The 21255-nt window shown below is 63.6% G+C and carries 19 protein-coding genes and 1 pseudogene; 5 read left to right on the top strand and 15 right to left on the bottom strand.

Annotated elements, in window-relative coordinates; all coding sequences use genetic code 11:
- The first annotated feature begins 154 nt into the window (after positions 1-154).
- Positions 155-928 (top strand): HpcH/HpaI aldolase/citrate lyase family protein, encoded by a 774-nt coding sequence (locus tag K5554_RS12855; protein WP_221038853.1) that lies wholly within the window; start codon positions 155-157, stop codon positions 926-928.
- Here K5554_RS12855 and K5554_RS14590 read toward each other — a convergent pair.
- From K5554_RS14590 to K5554_RS12880, 5 genes are all read right to left on the bottom strand, one after another.
- Complete coding sequence (locus K5554_RS14590; protein ID WP_305038861.1) at positions 925-1740, bottom strand: methyl-accepting chemotaxis protein; 816 nt, start codon at positions 1738-1740, stop codon at positions 925-927. The genes K5554_RS12855 and K5554_RS14590 overlap by 4 nt on opposite strands.
- 32 nt (positions 1741-1772) lie before the next feature.
- Positions 1773-3641 (bottom strand): aldehyde ferredoxin oxidoreductase family protein, encoded by a 1869-nt coding sequence (locus K5554_RS12865; protein ID WP_221038854.1) that lies wholly within the window; start codon positions 3639-3641, stop codon positions 1773-1775.
- 169 nt (positions 3642-3810) lie between these two features.
- On the bottom strand, positions 3811-4281 hold the full coding sequence (gene arsN2 / locus K5554_RS12870) for an arsenic resistance N-acetyltransferase ArsN2 (RefSeq protein WP_221038855.1): 471 nt from the start codon (positions 4279-4281) through the stop codon (positions 3811-3813).
- Between the two features lie 50 nt (positions 4282-4331).
- Entirely contained in the window at positions 4332-5489 is a 1158-nt protein-coding gene (locus K5554_RS12875; RefSeq protein ID WP_221038856.1) for an amidase domain-containing protein, read from the bottom strand.
- 92 nt (positions 5490-5581) lie between these two features.
- The gene (locus K5554_RS12880) at positions 5582-6379 is read right to left on the bottom strand and encodes an SDR family oxidoreductase (RefSeq protein WP_221038857.1); all 798 of its coding nucleotides are present in this window, start codon (positions 6377-6379) and stop codon (positions 5582-5584) included.
- Positions 6380-6538: 159 nt separating this feature from the next.
- Between K5554_RS12880 and K5554_RS12885 the strand changes: the two genes are divergently transcribed.
- The 4 genes from K5554_RS12885 (at position 6539) to K5554_RS12900 (ending at position 11407) form a co-directional block, all read left to right on the top strand.
- Complete coding sequence (locus K5554_RS12885; protein ID WP_221038858.1) at positions 6539-7390, top strand: DMT family transporter; 852 nt, start codon at positions 6539-6541, stop codon at positions 7388-7390.
- A gap of 343 nt (positions 7391-7733) precedes the next feature.
- On the top strand, positions 7734-8408 hold the full coding sequence (locus K5554_RS12890) for a hypothetical protein (protein ID WP_221038859.1): 675 nt from the start codon (positions 7734-7736) through the stop codon (positions 8406-8408).
- A gap of 522 nt (positions 8409-8930) precedes the next feature.
- Entirely contained in the window at positions 8931-9728 is a 798-nt protein-coding gene (locus tag K5554_RS12895; protein ID WP_221038860.1) for a hypothetical protein, read from the top strand.
- Positions 9729-10174: 446 nt separating this feature from the next.
- Positions 10175-11407, top strand: coding sequence for a DUF438 domain-containing protein (locus K5554_RS12900; protein WP_221038861.1), 1233 nt, complete (start codon positions 10175-10177; stop codon positions 11405-11407).
- Positions 11408-11461: 54 nt separating this feature from the next.
- On the opposite strand, the gene K5554_RS12905 is transcribed toward K5554_RS12900, so the two are convergent.
- The 10 genes and pseudogenes from K5554_RS12905 to mreC all read right to left on the bottom strand — a co-directional run bounded on the left by K5554_RS12905 (position 11462) and on the right by mreC (position 21243).
- A complete protein-coding gene (locus tag K5554_RS12905; protein ID WP_221038862.1) occupies positions 11462-12853 on the bottom strand; it encodes a radical SAM protein in 1392 nt (463 codons plus the stop codon).
- A 55-nt stretch (positions 12854-12908) separates the two neighbouring features.
- On the bottom strand, positions 12909-13289 hold the full coding sequence (locus tag K5554_RS12910; protein WP_221038863.1) for a metalloregulator ArsR/SmtB family transcription factor: 381 nt from the start codon (positions 13287-13289) through the stop codon (positions 12909-12911).
- A gap of 247 nt (positions 13290-13536) precedes the next feature.
- Positions 13537-14694 carry a DUF362 domain-containing protein gene (locus K5554_RS12915; protein ID WP_221038864.1) on the bottom strand — a complete coding sequence of 386 codons (1158 nt, stop codon included), beginning with the start codon at positions 14692-14694 and terminating at the stop codon, positions 13537-13539.
- Positions 14695-14759: 65 nt separating this feature from the next.
- Entirely contained in the window at positions 14760-15851 is a 1092-nt protein-coding gene (rodA, locus tag K5554_RS12920) for a rod shape-determining protein RodA (RefSeq protein WP_221038865.1), read from the bottom strand.
- A gap of 132 nt (positions 15852-15983) precedes the next feature.
- Positions 15984-16244: pseudogene (minE, locus tag K5554_RS12925) on the bottom strand (cell division topological specificity factor MinE); the annotation flags it as partial.
- Positions 16245-16270: 26 nt separating this feature from the next.
- A complete protein-coding gene (minD, locus tag K5554_RS12930) occupies positions 16271-17071 on the bottom strand; it encodes a septum site-determining protein MinD (RefSeq protein WP_221038867.1) in 801 nt (266 codons plus the stop codon).
- A 41-nt stretch (positions 17072-17112) separates the two neighbouring features.
- Positions 17113-17871 (bottom strand): septum site-determining protein MinC, encoded by a 759-nt coding sequence (minC, locus tag K5554_RS12935; protein WP_221038868.1) that lies wholly within the window; start codon positions 17869-17871, stop codon positions 17113-17115.
- Between the two features lie 123 nt (positions 17872-17994).
- Complete coding sequence (mrdA, locus tag K5554_RS12940; protein ID WP_221038869.1) at positions 17995-19863, bottom strand: penicillin-binding protein 2; 1869 nt, start codon at positions 19861-19863, stop codon at positions 17995-17997.
- Positions 19864-19872: 9 nt separating this feature from the next.
- Positions 19873-20403, bottom strand: coding sequence for a rod shape-determining protein MreD (mreD, locus tag K5554_RS12945; protein WP_221038870.1), 531 nt, complete (start codon positions 20401-20403; stop codon positions 19873-19875).
- 12 nt (positions 20404-20415) lie between these two features.
- Positions 20416-21243 carry a rod shape-determining protein MreC gene (mreC, locus tag K5554_RS12950; protein ID WP_221038871.1) on the bottom strand — a complete coding sequence of 276 codons (828 nt, stop codon included), beginning with the start codon at positions 21241-21243 and terminating at the stop codon, positions 20416-20418.
- Between the last annotated feature and the right edge of the window lie 12 nt (positions 21244-21255).

Here is a 21255-nt window from a genome sequence, read left to right on the forward strand (position 1 = left end):
GGATTTACTTTCCCGAAAGCGAACTACGAATTATCCTGAAAAATGCTACCCGACCAAGCCGTACGGTAGAAGCAGGATGGCAGGGTCACCCCGCACGGCGCAGCACGCCGCCGTGCTATGCGTTCCAAGTTCGGCGGGAAAGGAAGGATGTACAGTGCAGAAAAACCGCGTGCGCCAGCTCCTGGAGGCGAAGCGGCCCGCCTTCGGCACCTTCAACTGGCTTACCGGGCCGGAGTGCGTGGAGATCCTGGGGGCGGCGGGGTTTGATTTTGTGGTGATCGACATGGAACACGGCCCGCACGGGCAGGACCACCTTCCCGGCCTGCTGCGGGCGGCCGACGCCGCCGGGATTGTGCCCATCGTCCGGGTGACAAAAAACGAGCCCACGCTCATTCTGCGTGCGCTCGATTTGGGAGCCAAGGGACTGCACGTCCCGCAGGTGAATACCGGCGCCGAGGCGGCAGCCGTAGTGCAGGCCGCCCGTTACTGGCCGCAGGGGGAGCGCGGCTTCGCCCCCGGCACCCGGGCGGCCCGCTTCGGCGCCCTGGACCAAGAGGCGTACATCGCCGAGGCCAATGCGGACCCGCTCCTTATCATTCACATTGAAAACAGGCTCGGCGTGGAGAACCTGGACGACATCCTGGCCGTGCCGGGGATCGACGTCATCTTCATCGGCCCGGCCGACCTCTCGCAGTCGCTGGGCCTTCCAGGGCAGCTCGGTCACCCGCGCGTGGTGGAGCTGGTGGAGGTCACCATCGCCAAGGCCAGGCAGGCCGGCCTACCGGTGGGCATCTTCGCCCTGAATGCCGAAGACGCCGCCCGCTGGGTACGGGCCGGCGTAACCTACCTGGCCCTCGGGGCAGATAGCTTTTTCCTCTTCAACACCGCCCGCGCCCTGGTGGAGCAGCTGCTGCCACTCAGGGGCTAGGCGCTCAGTTCGGCAAGTCTGCTTCCCTCGGCCGATAGTTCGGCCAGCACCTTGCTGATCTCAGCCGCCAGGGCGGCCTGCTCCTCCGTGAGGGCACCGGCCCGCTCCATGGACGTGCGCACCCCGGCGAGAAACGACTGCAGCTCGTCCAGCGCCGCGGCCACCTTCTTCACGGCTGCGTCGGACTCTGCCGCCAGCTTTCTAACCTCGGCCGCCACCACGGCGAAGCCCCGGCCGCTCTCCCCGGCCCGTGCCGCCTCAATGCTGGCGTTGAGCCCCAGGATATTGGTCTGGCGGGCCAGGTTGCGGATCACCGCCAGCACTTCGGCCGTGTTCTCCGCTCCAGCGGCCGCCTGTTCGCTGGCCGCCGCCACCTCCCGGGACTGGGTACCCAGCTCCCGGGATTTTTCTTCCCAGGCCGCCAGGGAAGCGTCCATGGTTCGGGCGGCTTGGGCGATGCCCTCGGCCGTGCTCTTTAACCTCGCCACCAACCCCTCTTCCCGGGCAGCCACCTCGATGAGCAGCCGGGCGCTGCAGGCATCCACCAGGTGACAGCCGGGCGGCAACGCCTGGCGCAGGCCCTCCTGGACGGCTGCAATGCCGGTGACCTCGATCACCATGTCCAGCCCCGGCTGCGCCAGGAGCTCCTGCCAGTCCGTCCAGACCGGCAGCCCCAGCTCGCGGGCCAGGGCCAGCCCCGGCGCCGCTGCGTTGCGGTCGCAGATGCCGGCGATCTCCACCTCCGGCAGGTTCCGCAGCACGGCCAGCACCCGGCTGCCCCCCTGGCCGGCCCCTACAATACCAACGCGCAAAGAATCTGCCTCCCTTCCTGTCAAGCCGCTCTCTATGCTTCTAGGCCGGCCGCACCGGCTGGGGCGAAATCCGCCAAGCCGAGCCGCGCCAGGGTCTCCGGCCGCGGGATGCCCTCTTCCGTCCAGCCGCGCACCTCGTAGTACTCGCTCAGCATGCGCCCCAGGGGCGGCAGGTTGTCCCCGGCACCGCCGCCCTTTTTGAGCGTCAGGATGCGCGGTGAGATGGTGTCGTCCTTGCGGCTCACGCCCAGGCGCACGTTGTAGAGGCGCTTCAGGTTGAAGAGCCGCTCACCGATGTGAATGAACGACGCCACATCCAGTTCCCACCCGGTGACCAGGTTCAGCCACTCCACCACATGGTGCGGCTTGGCCCCGCCCCAGAGCAGGAACTTACAGACCTTGAGCGAGTCAAAAAGCGACATCAGGTTCTGCATCGCCGCCGTCATGGCGCCCTTTTGCTCGGCGGCAAAGCGGTCCAGGATCTCTGGAAAGCCCAGGTCCGGCATGGTAAGGGAAAGCTCGAGCCCGTGGGTGAAGCCCTGCAGGTGGCAGGCGCCGCGGTTGCTGGTGGCGTAGCCCACCGCCAGGCTGTTGTAGGTGCGCGGGTCGTGGGCCGGGAACTCCAGGCCCTTGCTGTGGACGGTGAATTCCGGGGCCAGGCCGCCGATCTTTTTGGCCGCCCGCACCGTCCCCTCCGCCAGGAGCGCCCCCAAGGCGCGCCGGTGGGCGATCTGGTCGATCAGGCCCAGCATGGCGGCGGCGCTCCCCCAGGTGAGCTCCAGCCCTTCCGCGTCGGCCGCCGTAATCAGGCCGTGCTCGTAGCACTCCATGGCGAAGGCGATGGCCGCGCCGGTGGAGATGGTGTCGAGCCCGTAGCGGTTGCACAGCTCGTTGCCGTAGGCGATGGCCGGCAGGCTGTCCACCAGGCACATCCCGCCCAGCATGCCGATGGTCTCATACTCCGGGCCGGCCCCCTCCACATGGCCCCAGGGGGTGTCGGCCTTCACCTCGCGGCCGCAGCCGATGGGACAGCGGTCGCAGTAGTAGCGGCCGGTGAGCATGGTCTCGGCCATGACCTGCCCCGAGATCTTGGCCGCTCCTTCCGGCCAGGTGCCGCGCCGCCAGTTCTGGAGCGGGAAGTCGCCGATCTTCTCGGTGGACACAACACCGCCCGCCGTGCCGTACAGGTGCCGCCCGCGGCTCGCCTCCACGAGCCCCGGGGCAAAGGCCTTGAGGGCGCTCTCCAGCTCGGCGGGCCGGGCCACCTTCACCCTTTGACTGCCGCGCACAGCCACCGCCTTGAGGTTCTTCGACCCCATCACCGCGCCTACGCCGGCGCGGCCGGCGGCGCGCCCGTGGCTGCCCTCGCTCATGATCCCGGCGATGAGGACCTGGTTCTCCCCCGCCGGGCCGATGCAGGCCACACTGACATCCGGGGCCGTTTGCTCCCGGATGAGCTCCTCCGTGACATAGGTATCCTTGCCCCACAGCCCGGCGGCCGGGCGCAGTTCGGCCCGCCCGTCGTCCACGTAGAGGTAAAGAGGCGCCGCCGCCCGCCCCTTGATGGCGATACCGTCAAAGCCCGCTGCCTTGAGACGCGGCCCGAACTTTCCGCCGGCGTCCGCCTCGGCCCAAATCCCGGTGAGCGGCGAGCGGGTCACCACGGCATAGCGCCCGGAAGTGAAGACCTTCGTTCCCGTAAGGGGACCGGTGAAAAACAGCAGCAGGTTGTCCGGCCCCAGCGGGTCGGTCTCCGGCCCGGTTTCCCGGTAGAGCAAAGCCGCGCCCAGGCCGCTGCCGCCGATATAGGTACGCGCCTCTTCCTCGCTTAATTCCACCTGTTCAATTGCACCCTGCGTCAAATCCACCCGCAGGACACGTCCCATGTACCCACCGTGCATCTCCCGTTCACCTCATCCCGCAGTTTAGGCCTGGATCCTGGGCGTTATAGTTTTTAGGTTTCGGCAAGAAACGGAAAAATCCTCCTCTTTTTTGCCCCTTTCCCGTCTCACACGCTCAAGCGGGCCTGCCAAAGGCCGGCTTTAAAGCCGGCCTTGCCCGCAGGCCCACCTAAACACCAGCCGTGGCCGAACCCGGCATACCCTTTCCTGTACCGAGTTTCAGCCGCATGCAGACGGCGCTTACGGGGCAGGCGCTCTTAAACTCCACCGACTGCTGCACGGCGGGATCGACGGCGCTGCGGTCGATGCGTTTGAAACCGAAGCGGGGAAAGAAGTCGGCGGCCGTCTGGGTGAGGAGGTAGAGCTCTTGCAAGCCGAGCTCGCGCGCCCGGTTGATCATGGCGCGGGTGATGCCCTGCCCCAGCCCGGAGTTGCGATACGCCGGCGCCACCGCCACCGACCTGAGCAGCCCTGCCCGGCCGTGAATTTCCAGCCCGGCTACCGCCGCCAGCTCCCCGTCGACCATGAGTTTAAGAAAATTAGCGAAGTTCTCTTCTACACCGGCCAAAGGCAGCCCGGCTTTCGTCAGGAGTTCCTTTACCATGGCCAGGTCTTCCTTTTCCACCGGTACAATCCGCACGAGCAGTCCCCCCTTTTCCCTGCGCATCCGGCCCGGCGGCCGGGATTTGGTTAACCCTGCACCGCAAGGAACCAGTAACTGGTATCAGCATTATAGCCAAAATCCCAGGGCACATGGTAACGGTCGGCCGAGTGGCTGTCGACCAGGACATACCCGGCACCGTCCCTGCCCACCACCAGGGAGACATGGGCGATTTCGCCGTCTTCCTCGTAGGCGATGATGTCACCCGGGCGCAGCCGGCGGAGCGCCGACTCGGCTCCATCGGGCCCAGCGGCCGCCACTTCGGCCAAGGTCCCCTTGGCCAGGCAGGCGGCCCGGCCGCTGCCCACCAGGTGGTACACCAGTGCCTCGGCCTTCAGCCAGGCCTCGCTGCCTTCCCCGTCGGCGTAAAACCAGCCCCAGTCCGGCTTCAGGTTGCCGGCGTCTTTATCCGTCAGCACCTGGGAGACAAAGTTGGCGCAATCGCCGCCCAGGCCGGTGAAGTCGCGGTACGCCTGATTGTAGCGCCCGGTGCCGGGGCCCACCTTGACCCCGGCAAAGCGGTCGGCGTAGCGCACCGCGGCCGCCCGCCGGTAGGCACCGGTGCCGGGGTCCGTGCGGGCATTGTCCTTTGCCTCAGGTGCACCGGCGCCCTTGAGCGCCGCGGCGCCCGCCGCAACGCTGGGATTGCGGCTGGCGTCCTCCAAAGGATCGAGGTACCACTCAGCCTCCACCTGCCAGCCGGGACCGCCTTGGGCCAGCTCGAGCCAGTGTACTGTCCGCCAGCCTAAAGTGGCCTCGCCGGCTTCCGGCCGGTCCAGATGGCGGTAGGTGAGCAGGGTGTGCGTGCAGAGGGAAATGCCGGCCTTTTTCTCCCCCGTCTCTACCGCCGCCCGGGTAAACTCTACCCGGGCACTGGTAAACGCGATGTTGCGGACCTGGCCCCACCGGCGCACATAGGCGATGCGGGCCTGTTCCTTCTCCAAGGCCCAGGCGCCACCTACCGTCTCGGTGGCGTAAAATGGCACCAGCTCGGCCGGATCCCCGCAAACGAGTAAACCGGCGCGCAGCTTAAGGAGTTCCTGGGCTGCCTCCAGGGCCTCGGCCCGGGCGGCCAGCGCCGGCCAGACAGGCGGCCACCGGCTCAACACGGTGGCCAAAAAAACAAGCCACGCGGTTAAGAAGGCCGCCCCCAGCCAGGCCCCCGCGCACTGCGCTTTCTTTCGCACCCTCGCCCCTCCCCGGTCGGGTCGCGTCGACCCCCTTTTTTCTCGCTAATGTATATTCAGCGAGGGGAGGAGCCAAAACCGGGGACGGGAAGCTAAGCGCCCCGGGCACGGTGGAAGGCCTGCGCCACCAACCGGTCGGCGACACCCGGCGCCCACCGGGCCAGGGCAGCCAGCAGGCGATCCGGGAGAGTGATAAAGATGTCGCGCCGCCCGCGCGCTGCGCCGGCCAAAACCCGTTCGGCCACCAACTCCGGCGTCACCCGGGAAAGGCGCGGCTCGTTCTCCGGGTAGGCCTGGCCCAGGGCGTGGGCGCGAAAGCCGGTCGCGGCCGAGCCGGGGAACACGTTGCACACCCGCACGCCGAGCGGGGCCAGCTCCAGGCGCGCTGCGGCACCCAGGGCGGCCAGGGCGGCCTTGGTGGCGGAGTAGCCGCCGATGTTGGGCGCCGGCTGCACCGCCCCCAGGGAGCAGATGTTGACGATAAGCCCCCCGCCCTGGCTGGTAAACCACGGGAGCACCGCCTGGATGAGGTGAAGCGGCCCCAAAAGGTTTACGGCCAGGGCGCGTTCCAGCTCCTCCGGCCTGAGCTCCGCCACGCGGGAGCGCAGTCCGATCCCGGCGTTGTTGATAAGGACATCCAGGCGGCCGAAACGCCCCCCGGCTGCCTCCACCAAAGCCGTCACGGCCGCCCGGTCGGTGACGTCCGTAGGCTGCAGCAATACCTCAGCGCCGCTCACCGCCAGCTCGGCGCCCAGCTCGCGCAGCTCACCGGCCGACCGGGCCGCCAGGGCCAACCGCCCCCCCCGCTGCGCCAGCTGCAGCGCCAGCGCCCGGCCGATGCCCCGGGAGGCTCCGGTTACGATCACCGTCTTACCCTGCCAGAAATCCACGGCACCACCTCCGACCTGCAGCCAGTCTGTCCGTTTCCAGGTAATTCTTTCGCCGCAGGCGCTCTTTTTCCTGCCGCTTTTGGTCGGCAGGAAAGCTGCGCCCGCGCGCCGAATAAGTCAACGTTCAGGGAACCAGGCACACCTTAAGGGGGCAGGCGCATGCTCTGGGCCTACACCGCTCTGGCCGGGCGGATCGCTTTTCTCGGCGTCGAGCGGGTGATCGTGAAAAAGCTGGGGGAAGCGCGCGGCAGCGAGGAGGCGGCGTGCCTCTTCTTCGGCCTGGCGGCCGTCTTTCTTCTGCCGGTGCTCTTTTTCACCCGCTGGCCCGGCCCGGCCTTCCTGCCGGGCGTCATCGCCGCAGGGGCCCTCTACAGCATTGCCAACGTGTTTTACGTGCGCTCGCTCTCCGAAGGCGAGGTCTCCCTGGTGGCGCCCCTCTTCAGCCTGAGCACGTTTTTTCTGTTGATGCTGGCGGTGGTCTTTCTCGGTGAGCCGCTCACCGCCGCAAAGCTCGCCGGGACCGCCTGCCTGGTGCTGGGAACCTCGCTCCTCGAGGAGGGGGCTTCGCTCCTGGCCTCCTTGCGCAAACTCTTTGCCTACCGGCCGGCCCAGTACATGGCCATCTCCACGCTCTTTACCGCCGCCGGCCGGGTGATCGACAAGCACCTCAATGCCAGCGTCAGCCCGCTCCTTTATGCCTTTGTCCTCAACCTGGTGGTGGGTCTGCTCCTGGCCGGGTACCTGGTCGTGCGCGGCCGCCGGGCGGCGGCGCTGAGCCTCCTCGCCGAACGCCCCGGGCCGGCGCTGCTCAGCGGCTTCGTCAACGCCTATTCTTATCTGCTCCTCCTCGTCGCCCTGCGCCGGCTGGATGTTTCCGTAGCCGAGCCGGCCTCATCGTGCTCCCTCCTTCTTTCCGTCTTCTTAGGATACCTGGTATACCGCGAGCCCATCCGCCGGCGCCTTCCGGCCGCCGCCCTCATAGTGGCCGGAGTGTGGCTGCTCTTGGCCTGATCCACCCCGGCCGTGCGCGGCAGCTCAATAGGCCTGGGCTTATGGGAATTCTCCAAAAAAGGGTAACCGACGATATCCAAGGCCCGGGTGCGTGCCTGCCCGGGCCTTACGCTTATTTGCCGGCCGTTCTTTCGCCTGCCCCGTGAAAAAACCGGGAACTAAATGTACCCCTAAATTGTCTTATTAGTAGAAGAGTGATAAAGGGGGCGGTTCCAGTGGGCTTTCCCGCTCACGAGAACGTATGAGTGGTACGCAACCGGTAAGGGATGGATGCAGCCGGCCAAAGATGGCAAGCATTGGAATGTCATATGGGAGTAGCTTATAGACGGAGGAAGAAGCACTCATGAAACGAGCATTGGCGTTACTCGTTTGCCTGGCGGTGTCGGCTGCTGTGTCTCCCCTGACTTTTGCCGAAGGAGCAGCATCGAAGCCACAGATAGTGAAAGCTTACCGTGTTACCGAAAATGGACTCCAGGAAGTGAGTATCCAAGAGTACCTGAACCACCCATGCGCCAAGGCTTCGGGTAACTACCCAGGTAGCAGCGCCGTCAAAGGAAACGTTAATCCAGGTGGCCGCATTACTGCTGATTGGTGTCGATATGACGAGAGCGGCACCCTGGAGGAAGTGAGGTGCTCCGACCTGAGGAAACGGGTGAGCAGATACATCGAAAACTACACTCAGTTACCCCAAACTTACTCGGGTAAGTACGCTGCAGCCCAAAAGTACCAGATCAACATCTCTCTGACCACCGAAAAGTTCTCTGCCGTCAAAGCCGGTGTGTCGTTCACTTGGGAAGATTATGCCTACCAAGAGAAAACAGAAGCAATGTCGGTAAATCCAGGGTGCAGAGGTTGGTGGGAGTTTGAGCCAATAATGAACAACTCTTATGGTTATCTCAAGACATTCAGCTGGCTGGGGGAACTAAAGGCGCAGGAGTGGGTGGATGCCTGGAGCCCGAATACACTGAGTGATGGCCGGTTGGACGGCTACTTGCTGTACATGGAAGAACCGCTCTAGGCGCTTCTGCCTTGCCATAACCGGGGTAACTACGTAACTCCCCAATTCTTTAGTTCTGAGGTGGCGCAATGAAGGGGTCTAAGATTGTGGCGGCGATATACCTTGTGGCGGGAACTTGGCTGTTAGGTCTTTCGATCATAGCCAGCAGGTTTTTATGGCTATATGAATTGGACATAAGGGGAGTAGGATGGAAATGGTGGCAGGAGTTTACACCGATGTACTGGTTGATACCGGCTAGTTTAATAGGCCTGGGCTTATGGGAATTCTCCAAAAAAGGGTGACCGACGGATATCCAAGGCCCGGGTGCGTGCCTGCCCGGGCCTTACGCTTATTTCCTGGCCTATTCTTAAGCTGCCCCTAAAGTGGAGGGCTTCCATGATCCGCCGCGACCCATCCGCCGGCGGCTCCCGGCCGGCGCCCTCATCATCGCCGGGGTGTGGCTGCTCTTCAGTGATCAGTTTCCTTTCGGACCCGTGAGTCGAGATGCAATCCTTAATTATAGCTTAGGAAGGATCAGTTGGAATGCTCGCCCACAGAAGGTATCAAGTACTACTGATAGCAGTCGTAGGACTGGCCCTAGGCTTGGCCTTTGTGATAAACACCATTGCTCCTGCTTCTCCTTCAAACATAACGTATGCGCAATTCCTCGAACAGATGGGGCTAAGTATGAGAAATGCTAAAGACGCCCTGAAAGACAACCGTGTAGCTGCAACCTTCAACGGCGAACCTATACCCTATTCGTACATCGTCTTGAAATCTATTCACATGGCCGAAGCAGCTAAGGCCAGAAATCATAAGGTTCCAGACAGGTCAGCCGTTTTACAGGCTGTACTGAGGGACCAAGCATACCTTGATTTGGCGGAAGAACTGAATCTCATGCCATCCGAAGAGGATTTAACGGAGTATTTGAAGTGGCAGTTGCAGGGGGTCGAGCAGGCGGATAACAAAAACGAGCTGGCGACATTCTTTCAGACCGCAGGAATTAGCCCTCGCGAATACTTTTTTGAGTATGCCCGGCCCTTCTACCTACTAGACTTGGTCAACAGGAACTTGATGAGCCATTACCAAGCCCATAATCCAAGGCTTGAGAATGAACCGGAAAAAGACTATTACGAACGTATTGCCAAACTAATCAAAGAAACGGTAGATAAGAAGCTCCGAGAAAGCAAGGTCGAGGTTAAGGGCGCCCTCTTGATGCTGAGTTCCCGCTCCTCGGCACTTACTGGGTACGCTCGTTACCTGAATTCCTGCTCCTCGGCTCGGCCGGTTTCGTCCTGGCGCTGCCCGACGATTGCCGACAGCGGCGCTTATCTTGGCTGAAACTTCTGTTTTTAGGCTCACCTGCTCTGGGTATTGTTTTTTTGCCATTTCTATACTATGGACTGCTGGGGCGTCTTATGGGAAAGGTCAGCCTGCAGCTGCTGCCTTTAGGCGGCTACGCTCCTTCTGCGAGTTTTTGGTTTGGGGTCGCTCTGGCGCTGAGTTTCGAGGATAAGACTGCCGAAGCCGACGATGGATGACCACGTTAGAGAATGGATTATGGGCAGGCGGGCCCTGGGCCTGACCTCCCCCTGCCGCGCACTTCGTCATAAGGGGGGAAACAATCCGGGCCGGCTGCTCTCACCCTGCGGTACCTACAGGTCGGAGGAGGAACGACCTTGCATTTTTTCCGGCGGCAAAAGCGCATACTACCACCGGCGCCCAGGCCAGCCCGGCGGGCCGCTGCACCCGCAGGCCGGCATTCTTGTAGTAAGGAGCAGATGCCCATGGACATCAGCCGTAAGGAGCGCAAAGAAGCCATCAAGGAGATCATCCGCGACATTCATGCGGGAGCCGACCTTGATACCGCCAAGGAAAAGTTTAAGGCCAAGTTGGGGAACGTCAGCGCCACAGAAATCGGCCAGGCCGAGGAAGAGCTGGTCCGCGAGGGTCTGCCCCGGCAGGAGGTGCGGCACCTGTGCGAGGCGCACCTGGCGGTGATGCGCGACGCCCTGGGGCCGGTGAAGCTGGACGTGCCGCCCGGCCACCCCATTCACACCTTCCGTGAAGAACACACCCGAATCCTAGACCTTCTGGCCAAACTCAAGGAAACGGTGGCCGCCCTGCAGCGCGAGAGCCACCCGGAGGCCGTCAGCGAAAGCCTCGCCCTGCTGAAACATGTGGCCGAGCACCTGATGGAAATCGAAAAGCACAACGCCCGGGAAGAGAACGTGCTTTTCCCCTACCTGGAAAAGCACGGCATCTCCGAGCCGCCGGCGGTGATGTGGGCGGAGCACAACGACCTTCGGGAAATGAAAAAGCAGCTTCTCGAGCTGACAACAGAGTACGAGCTCTTGGGGCGGGAGAAATTCCTCCAGGAACTGGCGGGCGTCGCCTCCCAGGTCGACCAGACGCTCTCCAGCCACATCTTCAAAGAAAACAACATCCTCTACCCCATGGCGCTGCAGGCCCTCAGTGAAGAGGAGTGGCGGCAGGTCCGGCGCGAGTGCGACGCGATCGGCTACTGCTGCTTCACCCCGCCCACCGCCCAGGAAGCCCTGGCCGCCGAGAGCAAGGAGCGGGCCGAGGTGGGGCCGGCCACCGGCGACAGGGTTGTCTTCCCCACCGGCACCCTCACCCACGAGGAGCTGCGCTGCCTCCTCAACGCACTGCCCGTAGACCTGACCTTTGTGGACAAGGACGACACCTTCCGCTACTACAGCGAGACGCGCGGGCGCATCTTTGTGCGCACCACGGCCAGCATCGGCCGTAAGGTGCAGCAGTGCCACCCGGCGCAGAGCCTGGACAAGGTGAACGCCCTCATCGACGACTTCCGCCACGGCCGCCGCGACGCGGAGCACTTCTGGATCCACTTGGGGGATAAGTACGTCTACATCTCCTACTACGCGGTACGCAGTGAAAAGGGCGAGTATCTGGGCACCGTGGAGGTCACCCAGGACATCGCCCCGCTGCAGCACATCAGCGGTGAAAAGCGCCTCCTCAGCGAGCAAAGAGAGTAAGCACCCCCGCTCGGAACGCGCAAGGCCCGGGTCGATCCGACCCGGGCCTTGGTCTCATTTACCGGCCTGCCGTGCCGTTTGCGGGCCGAAGTAGCGGTTCTCCAGTTGGTCCGCCACCCTGAGCCACTGGTCCGAGCGCTCGTCCAGGAAGGCGGCGGTGGTACCGGTGAGGACATCGGCCGCGCCGGGATGAGTCGGGTGGGCGCCGCTTTCGGCCACTATGGCCCGAAGCGCCGCCGGCGCATCGATGATCGGGCAGGGGGCGTAGTGGTTTTTGTGGAACGGTTGCCGCTTCTGGTACGCCTTAAAGAGCGGCGAGGCCAAAACCTCCTTTAGACTCTTTGCGCGGATATTGTCGGTGGCGAAGTGGACAAAGGCGCACGGCTCCACCTCACCGGCGGCATTGATGTGGAAGTACATGCGCCCGCCGGCGATGCAGCCGTCCGTGAAGTGGCCGTCGTTCCAGAAGTCGGCTACCAGAATGGGTTTCGTGGTGCGGATCTCAGCCACCCGCTTCACCAGCCAGGCGCGCTGTTCAGGCGTGATCATCAGGCTGAGGTCCGGCCCCCGTCCGATGGGGATGTAGTGGAAGCTCCAGGCATAAACGGCGCCCTTGTCCACCAGGAAGTCCATGAATTCATCAGAAAACAAGGTCTCAACGTTGTGACGGGTCACAGTAAGGGAAGCGCCGAAGAACACCCCCCGCGCGCGCAGGCGGTCCATGGCGGCCATCACCTGGTCGAACACCCCGGCGCCGCGGCGGTCGTCGGTGTCTTCCCGCCACCCTTCCAGGCTGAAGGCCGGCGAGAAGTTGCCCAGCTCCGCCAGCCGGTCGGCCGCCTTCTCGTCGATGAGCGTGCCGTTGGTGTAGGCCATGAAGCCCAGCTTGGGGTGACGCGCCACCACGTCCAAAAGCTCCCGGTACGCAAAGGGTTCGCCGCCGGAAAAGACGATCCAGTAGATGCCGAGCTCCTCGGCCTCGGTGAAAACCCGGTCGAGCAGCTCCGGCTCCAGGCGATCGGTCTGCTTGTACTCGCCGGCCCAGCAACCCCTGCAGCGCAGGTTGCAGGCCGAGGTGGGGTCGATGAGGATCAGGCTCGGGATGTGGATCCCCAGGCGCCGGCTGAGAGCGTTGCGCCGCGGACCGCCCAGGAGCATGGCGTTCAGCACCCAGTTGTTAATGAACTTCTTCAGCATGCGCGGGTTCGAGCAGAGCCGCTGCACCTGCCGCAGGACACCGGGATCGCCCTCCATCCGCGCGCGCAGCTTGCGCACGTTTTCCTTTTGACCCTCATCCGGGGCGACCTTTTCGGCAAAGCTCAAGATGCGGGGCAGGTTCCGCTCCGGATCCCGGCCTAGGTACTTCACCGCCTGGTCCAAGGCCAGTTCCGCCGCCACCTTCTTAACGTACTCCATTCCCTGCGAAGCACCGTCAAGAACAGACATTCTCGGATCCTCCCCTTTCACGGGTTCCCTTCGTCCCCGCTGCTGTCCACCGCTGTTACACCAGAGTCGGTTCTAGCGAGGCCACAAGCCCCAGGGCGCGGGCGGAAACCAGAGCAGCCGTAATCAGCGCGCTGACGTGCTCCTCCCGTAGTGAGTAGAAGACTTCCTTCCCGGCGCGGCGTGCAGTTACCAAGCGCAGCTGCCGCATGATCCTCAGGTGGTGTGAGACGGCAGGCAGGCTGATGTTCATGAGCTCCGCCATCTCACGCACACAGAGCTCTCTTTGCCCCAGGGCGTAAAGGAGCTTGCTGCGCGTGTCGTCGGAGAGGACCTTAAACAGCTCGGCCACACCGGTGAGCGCATGAATTTCGCGGTGCAGGTCTGTCCCCTGGTAGGTAGCGTCCCCGTGGTAAGATGCAGCCTCTGGTTCTCCCATCCTTTCACCTCCCTTACGCCGGCGCTGTAACAATTAAGCAGTTGCTTAATAATATTATACCTCATCGTTTCCAACTTTTCCATCCAGTTTCTGCCACACCGTCCGGCGGCGCCCCGGCCTGCCTCTACCGCACCGGCGCGGCCGCGGGAGCCTGTTGGGCGCTCATCGGCTGAAAAGAAAGCCCCCGCGGCCGACCCCAACCGCAGAGGCTGCTCATTGAGCCGGACCCCGTGCGAGCGGGGCCTTTTCAGGAGCGGAAAAGCCACCGGGCAAGGACCGGCCGGTGAATGGCGACGGCCTGCGCCGGGCAGAGCTCCTGGCAGCAGAAGCAGCGGATACAGCGCTCCAGCTCAACCGCGGGGCGGCGCGGCCCCAGGGTAAGGGCCTGCGCCGGACAGTTCTTAAGGCACACGCCGCAGCGGCGGCACCTTTCCGGGTCGAAAACCGGACGGGGTTGCAGCCAGCGGGCGGCAAGCTTGAGTGAACCCAGGGACACCTGGCGCCCCAGCAGGCGAAAGCTCGTCCCACCCGGCGGCGGCACGGCGAAATCGTGCACGGCCACAGCAGCCAGGTCTTCCCCCAGGACCGCTATTTCGTCCAGGGGCGGAACAAGCCCCGCCTCCCGGGCGAGGCGCGTCGTCGGGACCGCATCCGCGCTCAGGCCGATGAGCGCCACCGCCACCTGATCCAGGGCAAAGACCGAGGGGCTGGCCAGGATGAATCCCAGGTGCCGCGGCCGCCCGGCCGAGGGTCCCTCCCCCTCCATGCCCACCACCGCATCCATCACGGTAAGGGCGGGCCGGACAAGCTGCGCCAGCTCCACCAGGAAACGGCTGAAGTACGTAAGCTCCGGCAGGCGCAGGTGATACTCCGCCTTGGTCAGGCCCGGGATGCAGCCAAAAAGATTCTTCACCGCGCCGGTGTACCGCGTCAGGCCGTGGGTCTTGAGCTTGGGAAGGTTGATGATCACCTCGGCCTCGGCCACCGCCCGGCTCAGGGTCACCCCCTGGAACAGCGCCCCGGGAAGGTGCGGCCGCTCCACGGCGTCAAGGTCAAAGTTGAGCTCCGCCCCGGTCGCGGCCGCCACCTCGGCCAGGCCGCTGGCCTCGTAAACGGCCCGCAGGCTGCGTTCTGTAAACGGTCCGCCTGGGCTGTCGTAGAGCACGGGACGGCCCCCCGCCTGTTGTACCTCCTCGACCACCGCGCGCACCAGCGCCGGGTGCGTGGTCACCGCGGCCTCCGGCGTCCGGCGGGTGAGAAGATTGGCCTTCACCAGCACGCGCTGCCCGGGCCGCACAAAGGCCGCCATGCCGCCCAGGCCGGCCAGCGCCTGCCTCAGCGCCGCCCGCACCACGGCCCGCTCATAACTCGGACACCGAACCAGGGCAACTCTTTCCTCCGCCAAGTCCGCTCCTCCTAGAATCCTTCTCACTTTTGATAAAAACTGCGGAAAGTTGATACCTGACCCCGCTAGAAGAGGATCTTGTGGCGGCGCATGTGAACGTTGAGGAGAAGGCCCAGGGCGATCATGTTGGTAAGGTAGGAGCTGCCGCCGTAGCTCATAAAGGGCAGAGGGATACCGGTGACAGGCATAATGCCGGTGGTCATGCCCACGTTGACCAGCACGTGGAAGGCCAGCATGGTGACGACGCCGGTGGCGAGCAGGGTCCCGAAGTCGTCGCGTGCCCTGGCCGCCACCCGGATGCCGCGGTAGATGATGATGAAGTAGAGCGCCAGGATACCCGCCGCCCTGACAAACCCCAGCTCCTCGCCGATAACGGAAAAGATGAAGTCCGTGTGTTGCTCAGGGAGAAACCCCAAGCGGTTCTGGGTACCGCCGAAGAGCCCCTTCCCCCAGAGGCGCCCGGAGCCGATGGCGATCATCGACTGGATGACGTGATAGCCGGAGCCAGTCGGGTCCACGCTCGGGTCGAGGAAGACGAGCAGGCGCTTTTTCTGGTAGTCCTTGAGGAAATGAAAGAGCACCGGTGCCGCCGCGGCACCGCCGGCGGCGAGGCCTGCCAGGTACTGCCAGCGCACGCCCGCCACGAAGAGCATCACAAAAAGGAGGGCAGCGAACACCAGTGAGGTGCCCAGGTCGGGCTGTTTTAGGATCAGGGCCATGGGCACACCCACGTGTACGAACACCGGCACGAGATCCTTCAGGGTGTGGATTTCGGACGCCTTTTCGGAGAGAAGCTGGGCCAGGGTGATGATGATGATGATCTTGGCAAACTCCGAGGGCTGCACCACCACCGGGCCGAACTGGAGCCACCGCTGGGCACCCTTGGCCTCCGAGCCCAGCACCAGGGTGGCCAGGAGCAGGGCTAAATTGAGGTAGTAAAGGTGCCGCGCATAGCGCCCCAGGTCGTGGTAGTCGATGGAGAGGGTGATAACGAAAGCCACCAGCCCGATGGCAACCCACACGAGCTGGCGCTTCACAAAGTACAAGGGGTCTTCGGGGCTGGCGCTCATGATGATAAAAAGGCTGATGGTGGTAAGCGCCGCCACAGCCCCTATTATTAAGAAGTCCAGGTTTTTCAGCAGACGGCGGTCGAACATGGCTTCCTCCGGGGAGAAGTATCTCCTCGTCCATTATAACCATTTCGACTCCATCCGTCTAGGGACACTTGGATCAGGCGTTTTCGTTTCAGACGGCGAGATACTTTCAAAAGTTGATACCTGACCCCGGACGGATCGCTTCATCCGCCGGATGGGGATGTTGGCCACCAGCGCCACGGAACGGTCTATGTTGTGGATGCTCACCTCGACGCCGCTTTCATCGATCTCCATGTAGTTGGTGATGACGCCGATAACCTCTTCTTTAATCAGTTCGAGGAACTGCGGTGAAACCGTCGCCCGGTCATGGACCAGCACCAGGCGCAAGCGTTCTTTGGCTATTTCTTTGCTGGGAGCCTCCTCCCGTCCAAAAACCCGGCCCAGGATATCGAGCACAGTTAGTCCCTCCTTCCTTCTCACCGTCAGCGGCCAAAGCCGAACAGGTGCTTGACGCGTTCCATAAACCCGTGTTCGGCCTCGAGCGTCATCAGCGGTACCTGCTCCCCGGTGATCCGCCGGGCGATATTGCGATAGGCCTGCCCGGCGCGGGAACCTGCATCCAGCACCGTAGGCTCGCCGCGGTTGGTGGAGACCACTATCTTGTCATCCTCGGGCACCACGCCGATAAGGTCGATGGCCAGGATATCGATGATGTCGTCGATGTCCATCATGTCGCCGCGCTTGACCATATTGGGGCGGATGCGGTTGATTAAAAGCTGTACGTCGGGCAGTTCGCTGGCTTCCAAAAGCCCGATGATCCGGTCGGCGTCGCGCACGGCCGAAACCTCCGGCGTGGTCACCACAATCGCCCGGTCGGCCCCGGCGACGGCGTTGCGGAAACCCTGTTCAATGCCCGCCGGGCAATCCACCAGGACGTAGTCGTATTCCGCCTTGAGCTCCGCCGTGAGCGCCTTCATCTGTTCCGGCGTCACGGCCGTTTTGTCTTTGGTCTGGGCCGCCGGCAGGAGAAACAGGTTTTCGTTGAAGCGCTTGTCCTTGATCAAAGCCTGCTTGATACGGCAGGCCCCGCTGGTTACGTCCACCAGGTCGTAAACGATGCGGTTCTCCAGTCCCATAACCACATCCAGGTTCCGGAGACCGATATCGGCATCCAGGAGAACCACCCGCCGCTCCATGAGGGCCAATGCCGTACCCAGATTGGCCGTGCTGGTGGTCTTGCCCACGCCGCCTTTGCCCGAAGTTATGACGATGACTTCACCCATAGCCTTTCCTCCCTTTCTCCGGCCGCTCCATCTGCCGCAGACTATTCTGCTCTGTGCACGAGGGATAGGGCTGGATTTACGGCGCTTTTTTCGATCACCACATTGCCGTCGCGTACGCGTGCCACCTCGGGTTCCCTGCCGGTGCGCAGCCCGTCCTCGTCCGGCGCCCGCGTAAACACACCGCCAATCCTCAGCTGGCTGGGCTCCAAGCGGTACGCCGCCACAAAGGCTTCCTGATCCCCGGCCGCCCCGGCATGGACTAAACCGCGCAGTGTGCCGAGCACGGTGACATTGCCCTCCGCCACGATCTCGGATCCGGGATTAACATCGCCCAGCACCAGCACGTGCCCGGCGAAATTCACGCGCTGCCCGCAGCGCAGATTGCGCGTGAGAAAGAGCGTCGGCAGGCTGGACAGCTTGCTGTGCGGCCAGGGCGAAAGCGGCGCTTCCGGTGCCGGTGCCGGCTCTTGAGGCTGCTCGGCGGCGGTGGTGACGTCCACTCTTCCTTCCTCCTCCCCGGAAACCTGGTCGGCCGCCGTCCGTTCACCGCTGCTGAAGCCCTTCAGTTTAAGGCCGGCCTGGCTGTTGATCAGCTTCTCCAGCGCCTTCTTTTGCTTGCCGCTGAGCCTGCGCCCGCCCACGTCCACGATCACCTGAGCCCCCTGAAAGAACCCGCGGGCCGCTTCCAGCTTAGCCTTCAGCTTGTCCAGGACCGAGCGGAACTCACGCCGGTCGTCCAGAATAATGAGCAGGCCGTCGCGCGTTCCCTTAAAGACTGCTTCTTCCTTTTCCTTTGCCATCCCTTTCCTCTCCCTAACTACTTCTTCCATAAGGGTTTAATTCTAACTCACCGGGGCTAAATCCTGCTTTTTCCAATGAAAAAAGCAAGGGTAAAATACCCTGCCTTTTGCTAAACTTTGACATCAATCCACGGAAGGGGTTGCCGGGGCGTTTTGCCGGGCAGGCGCCACGTGGAAGTAGGTCTCGAAGATACGCCGGGCCACGGGCGCCGCCGCGGAGCCGCCGTGGCCACCCTGCTCGACCAGCACCGCCACGGCAATCTCCGGCTTGTCATAGGGCGCAAAGCCGACAAACCAGCCGTGGTCGGCCCCGTGGGGATTCTGGGCAGTGCCCGTTTTCCCCGCCACCGGGATAGGGAAATTGCGGAAATAAGCCGCCGCCGTACCTTCCGGTCCCTGGGCCACCAGGTGCATGCCTTCTTTGATGGCGGCCAGAGTGGAGGGCTTCAGGTCCATTTTCGCCATGACCTCAGGACCATAGGTTTCTTTGACCTTACCGTCCGGACCGATCACCTGGCTGACCAGGTAGGGGCGATAACGGGTACCGCCGTTGGCCAGGGTGGCGATGTAGTTGGCCATCTGCAGGGGGGTGAAGGAAGAGAATCCCTGGCCGATGGCAGCGCTCAAGGTTTCGCCCGGCTGCCAGGGCTCGGGTTTCTTCAGCCCCAGAAGCTTGTAGTTCTTCAGCTTCCACTCGGGCGTGGCCAGCAGCCCGGTTTTCTCGCCCGGATAGAGGTTGATGCCGGTAGGCCGGCCCAGGCCGTAGCCTTCGGCATAGCGGTTGATGGCGTCAATGCCGGTTCGGTAGCCCAGGTCGTAGAAGTACACGTTGCAGGAAACCTCGATGGCCCGCGTGAGGTTGATCACCCCGTGGCCGCCCGGTTTCCAGCACTTCTTGGGCTCGATCCGCCAGTACACACCCCGGTCGACAATGGTGTCCTGGGGCCGGATGGTCCCTGTTTCCAGCCCGGCCGTGGCCACCACCATCTTAAAGGTGGAGCCGGGTGGGTACTCGCCGCGGATCGCCCGGTTGAGCTGTGGCTGCCACTTGGGGTCGTTCATGGCCTGCCAGGTGTCCGGCGGGATGGTTTCCCGGGTGAAATCGTTGGGGTCGAACGAAGGCTCGCTCACCATGGCCAGCACCGCCCCGGTGCGTACGTCCAGCACCACTACCGCCCCCGCCTTAGTAGGAAACTGCGTCTTGATCCGGTCCATGCTCTCGCGGAGCCCTTGGGCCGCCGCCTCCTCCAGACTGCGGTCGAGCGTGAGCTTGAGGCTGGAGCCGGCCACCGGTACCTTGCGGCCGGGCAAGGTTTTCACCGGCCGGCCCCCGGCGTCCACCTCCACCTGCTGTCCCCCGGGCTCCCCCCGCAGCACTTCGTCGTAGACGCGCTCGAGCCCGGTCTTACCCACTATATCGCCCATCTTATAACCCTTATCGCGCCAGGCGTCCAGCTCTTCCTTAGAGATCTCGCGGACGTAGCCGAAGACGTGCGCGCCGACGTCCTTCAGGGGGTAATCCCGGATGGGCTGCTCTTCGATCATCACACCGGGCAGCTCCAACTGGTGCTCGGCGATTTTGGTGAGGGTGGCGATGTCGGCATCGGTGGCGATGCGGATCGGCGTATAGGGCCGGTACTCCTTGCGCTCCTTGAGTCGCGCGATGGTGTCCTCCACCGTCTGCCTGACGTCGTAACCCAAAAGCTGACTCAGGCGCTGCAGCACCTCGTCCGGCTTTTTCATGTCCATCGGCACCACGCTGATCACCGGCGCCAGCCGGCTCGTCACCAGCGGGTTGCCGTTGCGGTCCAGAAAGTCCCCGCGGGGCGCCGCCAGCGGCAGAAGGCGAATACGGTTCTCGGTGGCCAGCTTCTCATACTTCTCGCCTTCCACCAGCTGCAGATACCCGAGCCGGCCCACCAGCACGGTGAAAACCAGAACGGCCGCCACGGTCAAGAGGAAAAGGCGCTGTTCGAGCTGTTTCGGGGTCATCTCCTCACCTCACAAACGCGGGCGTTCCCGCCGGCTGAAACCCGGCGCTTCATAAAGGCCGGCCACGTAGTGGAAGACGAGCGGTGCGAAGACGGCATTGACCAAAGCGGTCGGCACAACGACCCGGAGGAGGGCCGTGATAAACGTCCAGCGCACCTGGCCGAAGGCGCCGGCGGCCAGAAAAAAAAGAACCTGCTCCACCACCGTCCCGATAAAAAGCGCCACCGCCGGCAGCAACGGGTTCTCCTTAAACACTTGTCCTTCGGCCAGGCCCAGGACAAAACCGGTCACGCTCTTGGCCAGGGCGTGGCTGCCGGGCAGGCTGCCGGAAAACACATCCTCCAGCAGGCCTCCGGCCGCGCCCCAGAGCAGCCCCTTGCCCCAACCGCTCGCCAGACCCACGGAGCCAACGATCATCAGCACGAAGTCCGGCCGGACGCCCCAGAAGGAAACCCGGTTGAGACACGTGCTTTCTAAGAGCAAACACCCTATGATGCCCCCGGTAAGGATGAGGGCACGTCTGCCAGCTGAAACGCGCATGTTTCCTCTCCCCTAGCCTTTAACCCCCGTTATCACCAGCACCTCTTCCAGGTGGTCGAAATCTACGGCCGGCTTCACCTGGGCATACTTGCCGAGGCCGTAGCCTTCGCTTTTAACCTCCGTTACCTGTCCCAGCACCAGGCCCTTGGGAAAGAGCCCGCCCAGCCCGGACGTCACCACCAGCTCGCCCGGCTTAATGGTGGCGCTGCGCGGCAAATAGACCAGGCGACAGCCGCCATCGGCGGCATCGCCGCCTTTAAGTACGCCGACGTCGCGGCTGAGCTGCCCCAGGGCCCCGACGGCGCTGCGCTGGTCGGTGATAAGAAGGACCTCCGCCGTGTTGGGTGACACCTGAATCACACGCCCCGCCACACCTCCGGCCCCCAGCACCACCGCGTCCACCTTAACCCCGGAGCGGCTGCCCCGGTCAATGGTGAGGGTTTTGTACCAGTTGCCCGGGTCCCGGCTGACGACGCGGGCGCCCAGAGTAGTAAGCTCCGGCTGCCCGGGAGGCAGCGTCAGGAGCTTGCGCAGCCGGACGTTTTCGCTCCAAACCTCACGGCTCACGTTCTCCTTAAGCTTAAGCTGCGCCAGTTCTTTTTTCAGCTCTGCGTTTTCCGCACTCAGTCTCCTAATCTCGGCGACAAAGCGGACCGCTCCCTCCACCTTGTTGGTACCCGCCAGGATGACTCCCTCAACCGGCGCCAGCACCTCGCGCAGGAACCCTTTCACCGGCGCCACCCGGCCGCCCTCCTGCGCCGCCAAGCTCATCAGCAACGTGAGCAGCACCGTGGCGGCCGCCAGGGCAAAGTACTTCCGGTTCTTGGCCAGCTCGGGCACTCCCATCCCGCC

It is taken from the genome of Gelria sp. Kuro-4 (assembly GCF_019668485.1).
GTDB lineage: Bacteria > Bacillota > DTU030 > DUMP01 > DUMP01 > DUMP01.